The following is a 10957-nucleotide window of genomic DNA, read 5'->3' on the forward strand; positions in this document are numbered from 1 at the left end:
TTAAGCCTCTGCTAACTCTGGCTGTTGTTCTTCTTTATAAAATGGCACATCACCGTTAATAGTTGCACGGTGCATGATGCGATGAGCATCGCCATAATCAAATAATGCTTTATGTTGTGTGCAACGGTTATCCCAAATCGCGATATCACCATCTTGCCACTTCCAACGCAAATGAAATTGCTCTTGGGTCGCATGTTCAAACAAGAAATCAAGTAATTGCTCACTTTCTTGTTCAGGTAACTCATTAATGCGAGTGGTAAAGCCCTCACTTACAAACAACAAAGGCTCACCTGTAACTGGATGGGTACGCACCACTGGGTGAACCACTGGTGGGTTACGCTTAAATGTTTGCAAAAGCTTTTCACGTTCTTCTTCATTATGGGCAAAACGTTCAAGCGGAAAAGACTTACGTATATCGTGCGTTGCAGTTAAGCCACGCAATTTTTGCTGCAACTCAAGCGGAAGCCCTTTAAAAGCTGCTGTGTTGCTCGACCACAACGTGTCACCGCCTACAGGTGGAATTTTTATAGCTTGCAACACACAACCTAAAGGTGGAGTTTTACTAAAAGTCACATCTGTGTGCCAAAGTTCATTGTCACGCAAATCTTGTTTCCAACTGTCGAGCACCATCACCTCCGGTACATCTTCAATTGAAGGATAAATCGGGTGCACATGTAAGCTGCCAAAACTACGGGCCAAGTCTGCTTGTGCTTGCGGTGCTAATTGTTGCTTTCGAAAAAAAATGACCTGATGATCAAGCAAAGCCTGCTGGATTTGTTGCGTTGTCTGTTCATTTAACGCATTCAAATCAATATTGTGAATAATTGCGCCAATGGTAGGCTTGATCACTTCTATATTTAAGTTTGCTACTACTGTATTCATCTTCTTTACTACAACTGCTGACCATACCAAGGAGAAAACTGTTTTTGTAACCAACGTAAAAACAGCTCAAAACTAACTGCGACAATCGCAATCAAAATAATGCCCAGAATCACCGTATCGGTAATTAAGAACTGTGCTGCCGATTGCACCATAAAACCAATACCACGGTCCGCTGCAACCAACTCTGCTGCAACTAATGTTGACCAGCCCACCCCAAGACCAATACGAATACCGGTAATAATATGAGGTAAAGCGGTTGGTAAAATGACATGCCAAAAGACTTGTGACTGACTTGCCCCTAGCGACAATGCCGCACGTTCACGATTAAGTTGATGGCTTAACACGCCATGCGCACTACTAATAATGACAGGCGCCAAAATCGAGAAGAAAATCAAAAGTACTTTTGTAGTTTCGCCAATACCAAACCAAATCACGAGTAAGGGTAAATAAGCTAACGGTGGAATTGGACGCAATAATTCAACCAAAGGATCTAGAACAGCGCGAACCCATTTGTTCAGCCCCATCCACAAACCCAGCGGAACACCAATCACTACAGCAGCAATCAGAGCTAAAAATACACGAGAGATACTGGCTGCCAAGTGTTGCCACAAAGTAGCCTTCATAAAGCCTTCTTGGCTAACCGATATAAATTTTTGCCAGACTGCCTGTGGACTCGGTAAAAACAGTTCAGGTACAACATGCAAAGCAGTAATGAGGAACCAGAGTGCAACTACACTTCCCACACTGATTATGCTGACCGCCAAAGTTCGATGCTTCTCAAAAAATGACGATAGAAATGAAGCATTTTCTGTTTGCACATTTAACTCAGGTTTAAGCTCTGCTTTGTCATATTCGTAGACGTTATCTTTAGTGTTCATGTAGGTAACGCCTCCTTACCGCTTTGTTTTTGTGCTCTTAAACTTTCAAATAACTGCTCTCTGAGCTGAATAAATTGAGGGTCCGATTTAATCGAACGAATAGATTCGCCTTGACGATATCGATTAGCAAAATCGAGATGTAGAGTTTCTACAATTTTGCCCGGGTGCGCTGTCATCAATACCAGCTGATTGCTGAGCAATAATGCTTCTTCAATGTCATGAGTAATCAAAAAGAAGCTTTTATTTTGTTGAATCCATAAATCGAGCACTAACTGCTGCATGTTTTCACGCGTAAAAGCATCTAATGCGGCAAAAGGTTCATCTAATAAAATAAACGGCGCATGACTGATCAAAGCTCTGGCAATACCAACACGTTGTTTCATACCGCCAGAAAGTTCCCAAATATTGGCTTTTTCAACGTGACTTAAACCCACAATTTTTAAAATTGCACTCACTTGTTTCTCAATCTCTGCACGCTTTAAACCTTTTAATTGCAAAGCGAAGCCAACATTATCTGCAACATTCAACCAAGGAAGTAAGGCATGATCCTGAAACACCACAGCGCGGGTTACATCTGGACCAGTTACGACCTCATGATTTACAAGTACATCACCTGAACTTGGCTTTTGAAACCCTGCCAAGATATTAAGCAAAGTTGTTTTACCGCAACCTGACTCGCCCAAAATCACGATTAAAGAACCTTCTTCAATCGTTAGGTTAATGTCTTGTAAAACTGGCTTTTGCTGTTTAGGAAAAGTCAGATGAATATGTTTGGCTTCTAGTACACTCATGACAACTCCTTAAGGCTGCAAAAATGAAGAGTTCACATTGCCTTTATAATCGGCTTTCAGTTGATCGACCTTGCCCTGACCTTTTAAGAACTTCGCTGTATCAAAAATATTTTGCGCGAATTCACCATCTAACGTTTGTTTTTGCTGAGCGTGGTCAAGGTAAATATTTCCACTTAATAAAAGCGGGATATCTTTTGGATCAGAACCTGTGAGCTGCGCAATTTTTTGCACGTTATCGGCATCTTTAACGTAAGCGGCTGGATCTTGATTATATTTTTCAAGCTGCTCAAGCGTGGTTTGGACAAAAGCTTTTAAAAAATCAGGATTTTTCTCTGCAAAGTCTTTACGTACAACCCATAAGTCATAAGTTGGAGCGCCCCATTCACCCACTTGTTTCGAGTCGGTTAAAACCGTACCAGATGCTTTGGCTTTACTTAAAGCAGGTTCCCAAACATAAGCAGCATCAATATCACCACGTTCCCAAGCAGCTGAAATTTCAGGTGGACGCAAGTTAATAATTTTTACTTTGTCTTCTGGAATGTTCCAATGTTTAAGTGCAGACAAAAGGCTGTAATGGGTTGTTGAAACAAACGGTACAGCAATGGTTTTGCCAATTAAATCTTGAGGAGTTTTAATGCCTGATTTATTACTTATTACTAATGCTTCAGATGCGCCAAGTTTTGATGTAATTAAGAATACTTCAATCGGTAAATCACGGCTTGCCGCAGCAGCAAGTGGGCTTGAACCAATATTGCCAAGTACGACATCACCTGAAGCAAGTGCGTTTACAACATCTGAACCCGCATCAAATTTTTTCCATTGAATGGTTCGTTGACTATGTTTTTCATATTCCCCATTCGCCTGCGCCACTTTGCTTGGGTCAACCCCAGTTTGATAAGCAATCACAACAGGTTTGTTGTCACGAACTGAAGCACTTGTATTATTGTCTTTTTTATTTTGCCATACGATAAATGCAACAATTGCGACTACTACAATTGCCGTGATAATCAACGGTTTGGTCTTCGTGCTCATAATTTCATGATCTTTCAATAATATAAGCCCATGGTATGCAGCCGGCTTTATAATGAAAAATAAAAAAATATGAGTTGCTTATCTAATTTTTATAAATAACTTTTCCTTATAAGTTTTTATCTTTTGGTAAAGAGCAAGTTCTAAGTAAACTTACAGATTAAAATAAAAATTAAAATACTTATATATCAATAACTAAAAACGATATTCACAAAAGATAAGATGTGAAAAGGCTGACACACATCTTCTAAGTATTTTATCCTACTCATTTCATCATTTTTATTTTTGCTTATCGCATCCAGGGTTTTGCATCTCATTAATTTTCATTCTTTTATATAAAGTACAGATTTTATTATCTTTTTATCTTGAATCTTCTGCAAATATTAAGATTTGGACAAATCTTTTTCTGGTTTATACATGAGGCAAATTTAATTTTTATTTTTAAGAGGAGAAAAATTCTTTTGTTTAAACATTCTCAAATTTTGACAAAAACATTAATTACAACGTCTTTGCTTACATTCAGCCTCTCAAGTCATGCAGCCCTTACCTTTGGCAATGCTGAAGAAGGTCAACTTAAAGTAAGCGGTACTGTTCGAGCTAAATATGTTTATGATTTTGACTCAGATCCCACTACCAGTAAATTTTCTTTTAATGATGCGGTCTTATGGCTGGACTACAACTCTCCGAAATGGATAGGCCGCCTAGATTATCGGGTTTATGAATATTACGGGCGTTTAGGCGATGCCAATTGGCTCACCGATGCGTGGTTGGGTTATAAAATTAATGACAACAGTAAAATTATTGCAGGCTTAAACCCAGTTCCTTTTGGCTTGGGTCGCTTTTGGGGAAATACTTATTATTTAGGCATTGCCAATAGTGCAGGTTGGGAAGATGTACACAACCTTGGGGTGAAATATGATTTCAATGATGGAATCAATGAAGCACAACTCGCCTTTTATCCTACCGATGGTGGCACCTATAGAGGTAAAAGCAAAGACTCGAGTCGATTTAGTATAAACCCTGTCAATGCGGACGACTCAGTACCACAAGGCACCAATACCCAAGAAAAGAACTCAATTGTTGTTCGCGGTGCTCATACCTTTAAAAATGTCTTAGGCCAAGAAAATTTCTCTACGCAATTGGGCGCCTCTGCATGGTACTCCACCATTGAAAATAAACGCTCAGGCGAAGATGGAGATCGCCAAGTCTATTCGGTTTTTAGCAATACCAATTATAATCAATGGAATTTACAGCTTTTGGCTGGTTATCAAGACATTGATAATGCCGACACTGAATATAAAGATCATCTGACTTTGGGCGGTTTCGATTATTCATTTAACTCCGCAACCAAAGGTCAGATTTACTCAGCCGAGCTCAGCTATTTATTTCCTCAGCAATTTGGCCCAATTACCTCTATTCGCCCTTATCTAAACTATAGTTCTTATCGAAAAGAACAAGACGGGTTTAAAGACTCCACCCGTTTTATTCCCGGCATTGCCTTTAACTATCAAAAATTGACAGTACAAGCCGAGTTGCTGATGGGTAAACATGATCCATATCTAGGAGATAGCGAAGGTCTAGCGGCTGGTGGAACCAACGATAAATGGAACAAAAAAGCGTTTGTAATTTTTGCTTATTACTTCTAACTCCAAAAACAAAGGCCAACAGATGTTGGCCTTTGTTTTTATCTAGATATTTATTTTTACTCTAATCGATTACTGGTGAATTATTGAGAGGAAGTTCTGTTTTATCTTCATCAATCACATCGACATCTTGGGCGGTAGGCTCAAACTTAATCAGTAGCCCAATCACAATTAAAGGAATAAACGCAAAAATAGAAATAATCAGGTAAACATCGGTTTTATATCCCGCCATCCAGATCGGTAAAACAAACAAAGCAATTGCTTGAGCAACACCCGTTACTGCACGGTTAAAGCCAACACCAACACCACGAATCGAAGCTGGATAAGCCATAGTTGGATAAACCATCATTTGTGCACCTGGCCCAAAACCTTCAGCAAAAAGCCACAAACCGAGCATGCCAATTGCGGTGTAGAGTAAAAAGCTATTACCGGGTTCACCAATTAATGCTAAGGCAATGAGGGCTATAAACTGGAGTAAAAAGCCTGTAAGCAACACATGACGAGATTTAAATCTGCTAGCAACAAATACACCTAACAGCCCGCCCGTAAATGCAAACAGCAAATTGAGTCCGAGTGTTGTAGTAATGGTCGTCAAGACATCTGTATGAAAGAATCGCGTTAAAATAGAAGGTAAAAAGAAGGCAATGGTCGTGTACTGAAATGCCACCGAAATATGAATCACAATGGCCACAATAGTTCTTGGCAAATAGGTTTTATTAAATAAAACCGCAAACCCCTCGCGCTTTTTCTTTTCAGCAGTTCTTTCTACTTTTTCAACTGTAGCGACTGCATTAATTGCATAGGAATCTTGTAGAACTTTAGCTGCACCTTTTAAATCGCCTTGATTTGCAAGCCAAATGGGTGATTCAGTTAAATATTTACCACGAATAAAAATAATGAGTAACGCTGGCACTGCTCCAAAAATTAAAGATGCTCGCCATAACCAGTTGCTATGCTCAGGAGGTAAAAGAAAATAAAGCGCCAGAACTAGACCAAAACATACCGAAGAAGCGGCATACCACATTGGGCACCATGCTGCTAAACGCGCTGCCTTGTTGCTACTTCCATTAAACTTGGAAAACTCAGATAAGTATGACATTGCCACAGGCAAATCAATACCGACACTAATTCCCATAATAAATCTGGCTAAAATCAAAACCCATACATTCGGTGCAAAACCAGCGACAATTGCCGCAATGACAAACAGCACCATGTCCGCCATGAAGACCCGATAACGGCCAATTTTATCTGTCAGCCAACCACCAATCAGGTTACCAACAATGGTTCCGCAGACAATTGCTGAAGCCACCACACCAGTCATCACAGGGCTTAAAGAAAACTCTGAGATAACTTGCTCAATACCAAAGGACAGCGTTGTTAAATCGTAGGCATCAATAAACACCCCAATCAGTGCCAACCAAATAACTTTATTCGATTTACCCTTCCCTGCAAATTTGGAAATTAATTGTGAAACATCATCGGGAGATTTAATTTCATAACGATGGTTATGATCGAGTTCTTGTGTGCTCACTTAATAATTCCTGAATTTTAATAACAGGAACAAAATAATGATTATTCACATAATACAAAAACAAATTAATCTGATGTTTTAATCTAAATTATAGAATTATCTTTTCATTATTAACTCAGCAGTAAAATGGATATAAAAAGACAAAATAAAAGCTGGCATTTAACCAGCTATTTATTTAAAGGTTTTCCAAAATATTAACTTGCCTCAGCAAGTTTTAATTCCTTTAGATTACGATATTTTGCACCGCGGTGATTTTCAGGCAAATATGGCCCAGCACCAAATAATTTTTCTCTTAATGTTCCTTGTGCATATGAGGTTTGATATACCCCTCGTTTTTGCAACTCTGGAACAATAAACTCAACTACATCAGCAAAGGTTTGATGCGCCAAAATATAGGCAAGGTTAAAGCCATCAATATCCGTATCTTCAACCCATTGTTGTAGAGCATCCGAAACTGTTTCTGCCGAACCCACTAACACAGGTCCATTCCCACCTAAGCTGTTCCAGTTTGCAATTTCTTCAATAGTCCAAACACGTTCTGGGTCCGCATTTACATAAGAATCTAATAAAGATTGAATCGCGTTGGTTTGAATATATTCAACTTTATCGGTCGGTTGATATTGTGAAAAATCGACACCAGACCAGCCAGACAGCAAAGTTAAAGCGCCGTCATAACTTCCATAGCTTTGATATTCTTTAAATTTAGCCTGAGCTTTTGCATCGGTTTCATCAGTGACAATCGACAAAAGCGCATAAATTTTAACTGAGTACGGGTCGCGGCCTTCTTGAGCCAATTTTTGGCGAATGCCCTGTACCACTTTTTTAGTGGCAATTTTAGACGGCGCTGCTATGAATACACACTCGGCATTTTGACTAGCAAACTTCTGCCCGCGTGATGACGCACCTGCTTGGTAAAGTACAGGCGTCCGCTGTGGTGATGGTTCACAAATATGGATGCCCGGTACAGTAAAGTATTTACCTTCGTGCTGAATTGGATGCACTTTTTTATGGTCAGCAAAGATACCGCTTTCACGGTCACGAAGTACCGAACCTTCTTCCCAAGAGCCTTCCCAAAGTTTGTAAAGGACTTCTAAGTATTCATCAGCAATATCATAACGATTGTCATGATTGACCTGAGTTTTTAGGCCCAAATTTTTCGAACCACTTTCCAAATAAGACGTCACGATATTCCAACCAACTCGCCCTTTGGTTAAATGGTCTAGCGTGCTAATACGTCTAGCAAAAGGATAAGGATGTTCAAAGGAAATCGAAGTTGTGACACCAAAACCTAAGTGCTTTGTGACTGCTGCCATCGCTGGCACAATCTGTAGCGGATCATTGACTGGAACTTGTACTGCACCTGTTAAAGCATGTTCAGCACTTTGATGATAAACGTCATAAATACCAAGTACATCTGCAATAAAAATACCGTCAAAAAAACCACGCTCAAGAATTTGTGCTAAATCTGTCCAATATTCTAAATCTTTATATTCAACAGATCGATCTTGAGGATGTCGCCATAATCCAGGAGATTGGTGGGCAATACAATTCATTTCAAAAGCATTAAAACTAATTTTCTTAGTCATAAAATATCAACCAGCATTTTATTTAATTTTTATACTAAAGCAATTTTTAGGTTTTCTTTATAATATAAACCCCAAACAAAATATGATTTTATTCTAATAGGTTTTTATAATTTATTTCTAAAAAACATAAACAATATTAAGCTACTAAAAATAGCAGCTTAATATCTAAAACTATAATTTATTGTTTAGCAACATTCCCTATTCGCCATTGATACGGAGGTAATGTGCCATTTACACTAAAATCACCAATAATTCGATTTTTAAATACTCTCGGGTTGTGTGAAGATAAAGTTCGTACATTACGCCAGTATCGATCTAGGCCTAAATCTTTGTCTGTTGCAGAAGCACCTAAAGCATCAAATAAAATTGTAGAAGCATTTAAAATTAGATCGGTAATGACCGTTTGAGAATGCGCACTTTCAAGTTCGGCAAGTGCATTTTGCTCCTCTTCAAGCTGCTCATTATTTTGAAATGCAGCCAAATAAGCACGTTGTAAGCTTTGTGCAACTTTTTCAACAATCGCTCCTGCACTGTAAGCTGCACCACGGATTTGACCTACGACTTGTAAAATTTGCGGATCCTGTTTTACAAATTGGGCATTCGCATGCGTATAGTTTCGGGTACGTTTAGCAACAGCTTGAGAAACATCATAGGTTGCAGCACGTCCTAGACCTGTAATGATTGCCAGTTGGACCAGTTGATAATAAGCCGCTGAATATTTAAAACGGTCATCGTCAGGTAAAATTTCAGTTTCATCGACCAATACGTCATGGAAATATGCTGTACCGCTTGCGGTGAGTTGCTGACCAAAGCCATTCCAGTCATCAATAATTTCCACCCCTTTATCTTCACGGCGGACAACGACAGAACCAGATTCACCCTTTAAATCTGTTACACCTACGTCAACCCAGTCTGCATATAGACTGCCTGTGGTGTAATATTTTTTACCCTTAACGCGAATTTTTCCTTCACTGTCTCGATATAAATGTGTTTCGAACTGATCAATTGACTCTTTCCCGCCTTCAGACCATGCACTACCGACTGTTTCCCCATTTGCAATTCGGCTAAGCCAACGTTGTTGAAACGCTTTGTCTTTACTTACTAAGACATCTTCAGTGAAACCAAAATGCACACGCAAAGCTTGCGGTAAGTTTGAATCGGCCTCGGCAAGTTCAATGAGCAATGCAAATAGTTCAGGAATGGTTGCATCAAAGCCCCCATGAGCTTTGGGAAGTCTTAACCGTGTAAAACCAATATCTTTAAGCCACTGAAGTTGTTCATAGGGCAAAATATGCTGTTGCTCACGAATTAAAGCCCCTTCTTTAATACGGGCAAAAGTCGGTCTGAAATTTTTTGCCAATTCATCATAACGTTCTGAAGGCCCTTCACCCCACACGCGAGAAATGATCGAAGCCTGACTGAGTGCTGCATGCGTTAGTGAACCGAGATGATGCTCAAAATTTAAATTTGTCATGTAAGTAAAACCAATATTGCTTTGCTTTTACCATAAAATATTTATTTCACATGAAAACGATTATTTTTTTATAACTGTATTCATTCTTTATATAAGCCCCCAAGCACAAAGATAAAAAGCTCTCATCTCAAAGACTAAGAAGCCTCTTTTTGTCTAATGCTCTGCTGGCTTTGCAGAAGTGTTTGTATATATTCTGAATAGACGGATAACTTTTCAAAAATATGTTCTGAATAAAACATGTCGTCAATTAAATGCGTCATTTGAGGCGTAGTGAAAGTGTCACAGAGTCCTACCAACTCAGCATTCATTTGAGCAAATTTCGCGCATAATTTGACATAAGTTTCATCTTTATTTTTGAATAATAATTTCCGCATTTCTAAGCTATTTAAATTTTTCAAGTCATCATCTTTTGTGGTTTTAATCCAATAAATTTTGACCTTTAAAAATTGCTCCAGTATTTTTAAATGCTCGACATCTACATCTAAACTCGTAATTAAAAAAACGGTAGAGAGATCACTTCGGCACAGTGCCTTGATTAAGCTTAAATAAATAAACTCAACTTCATTAAGCTCTGTAAGTTCCAAATCTATATAAATTTTTAAGCTGTCTAAAACATCATCTACTTTGAATAGTGCTTTTTTTTCAGCTTGGTAATATTTATTCAGAATAGAAAGCACAGGCGTTGTCGCAGGCGTTGTATAAATAGCAGCCTTGTTTAAGTTGGCAAAAATAAATGGTGAAAATAGATAAGCCACACTACTTTGCTGTGGCTCAATATGAGATTGGATTAAATATACAGTTTCAGATTTAGAAAAGTCTCTGAGTACTTTCGCTCTTAATAAGGTAGCTTCAAAATTAACATAGGTCTGCTCTAACTGAGCCAATATAGATTCAGGAATAGGCTGATTTTTAATAATTTTATGCAGGACATTGAGTTGAGAAGTAATAAACATTTTTTAACATCCAAGCTATTTTAGAAGAGCTACACTTAAATCAGGTCTTTAATAACCTACGTAACAACCAGACCTCACGCAAAACAACAAAGGAATAAAAGAGAAGAAACTATTCTGCGCTTATTACCCAAAGTCGCATTCGCTGTATTTTGGAGAGTGATTTTGGCCATTCGTAAATCTTGTTCATTTA

The 10957-nt window shown here is 38.6% G+C and carries 9 protein-coding genes; 1 reads left to right on the forward strand and 8 read right to left on the reverse strand.

Annotated features, from left to right (window positions below; translation table 11 throughout):
- Genes tauD through tauA form a run of 4 tightly spaced genes read right to left on the reverse strand, consistent with a single transcriptional unit; the run spans window position 1 to window position 3601 of the window.
- Window positions 1-882, reverse strand: coding sequence for a taurine dioxygenase (gene tauD, locus J536_RS08685; protein WP_032056322.1), 882 nt, complete (start codon window positions 880-882; stop codon window positions 1-3).
- Between the two features lie 8 nt (window positions 883-890).
- Window positions 891-1760: a taurine ABC transporter permease TauC gene (tauC, locus tag J536_RS08690; RefSeq protein ID WP_032062634.1), complete on the reverse strand. Its 870-nt coding sequence runs from the start codon at window positions 1758-1760 to the stop codon at window positions 891-893.
- A complete protein-coding gene (locus J536_RS08695; RefSeq protein ID WP_032056325.1) occupies window positions 1757-2551 on the reverse strand; it encodes a taurine ABC transporter ATP-binding protein in 795 nt (264 codons plus the stop codon). The genes tauC and J536_RS08695 overlap by 4 nt, the downstream gene beginning before the upstream one ends.
- A gap of 9 nt (window positions 2552-2560) precedes the next feature.
- Window positions 2561-3601: a taurine ABC transporter substrate-binding protein gene (gene tauA, locus J536_RS08700; RefSeq protein ID WP_080776902.1), complete on the reverse strand. Its 1041-nt coding sequence runs from the start codon at window positions 3599-3601 to the stop codon at window positions 2561-2563.
- Window positions 3602-4041: 440 nt separating this feature from the next.
- On the opposite strand from tauA, the gene J536_RS08705 reads away from it, so the two are divergent.
- On the forward strand, window positions 4042-5226 hold the full coding sequence (locus J536_RS08705) for a hypothetical protein (protein ID WP_032056329.1): 1185 nt from the start codon (window positions 4042-4044) through the stop codon (window positions 5224-5226).
- A gap of 61 nt (window positions 5227-5287) precedes the next feature.
- Here the strand turns inward: J536_RS08705 and J536_RS08710 are convergent, their stop codons facing one another.
- The 4 genes from J536_RS08710 to J536_RS08725 form a co-directional block, all read right to left on the reverse strand.
- Entirely contained in the window at window positions 5288-6754 is a 1467-nt protein-coding gene (locus J536_RS08710) for an MFS transporter (protein WP_032056331.1), read from the reverse strand.
- Window positions 6755-6948: 194 nt separating this feature from the next.
- Entirely contained in the window at window positions 6949-8340 is a 1392-nt protein-coding gene (locus J536_RS08715) for an LLM class flavin-dependent oxidoreductase (protein WP_004642499.1), read from the reverse strand.
- A 178-nt stretch (window positions 8341-8518) separates the two neighbouring features.
- Entirely contained in the window at window positions 8519-9814 is a 1296-nt protein-coding gene (locus J536_RS08720; RefSeq protein WP_032062636.1) for an acyl-CoA dehydrogenase family protein, read from the reverse strand.
- A 134-nt stretch (window positions 9815-9948) separates the two neighbouring features.
- A complete protein-coding gene (locus J536_RS08725; RefSeq protein ID WP_032062638.1) occupies window positions 9949-10767 on the reverse strand; it encodes a hypothetical protein in 819 nt (272 codons plus the stop codon).
- Window positions 10768-10957: the final 190 nt, after the last annotated feature.

The sequence above is a fragment of the Acinetobacter sp. 809848 genome, from assembly GCF_000581275.1.
In the GTDB taxonomy this organism is placed as follows: domain Bacteria; phylum Pseudomonadota; class Gammaproteobacteria; order Pseudomonadales; family Moraxellaceae; genus Acinetobacter; species Acinetobacter pittii.

Excerpts from the sequence above, each read along its gene's own strand:
- J536_RS08715 (WP_004642499.1), bottom strand. The coding sequence starts at position 8,340 with ATGACTAAGAAAATTAGTTTTAATGCTTTTGAAATGAATTGTATTGCC.
- tauD (WP_032056322.1), bottom strand. The coding sequence starts at position 882 with ATGAATACAGTAGTAGCAAACTTAAATATAGAAGTGATCAAGCCTACC.
- J536_RS08720 (WP_032062636.1), bottom strand. The coding sequence starts at position 9,814 with ATGACAAATTTAAATTTTGAGCATCATCTCGGTTCACTAACGCATGCA.
- tauC (WP_032062634.1), bottom strand. The coding sequence starts at position 1,760 with ATGAACACTAAAGATAACGTCTACGAATATGACAAAGCAGAGCTTAAA.
- J536_RS08725 (WP_032062638.1), bottom strand. The coding sequence starts at position 10,767 with ATGTTTATTACTTCTCAACTCAATGTCCTGCATAAAATTATTAAAAAT.
- J536_RS08695 (WP_032056325.1), bottom strand. The coding sequence starts at position 2,551 with ATGAGTGTACTAGAAGCCAAACATATTCATCTGACTTTTCCTAAACAG.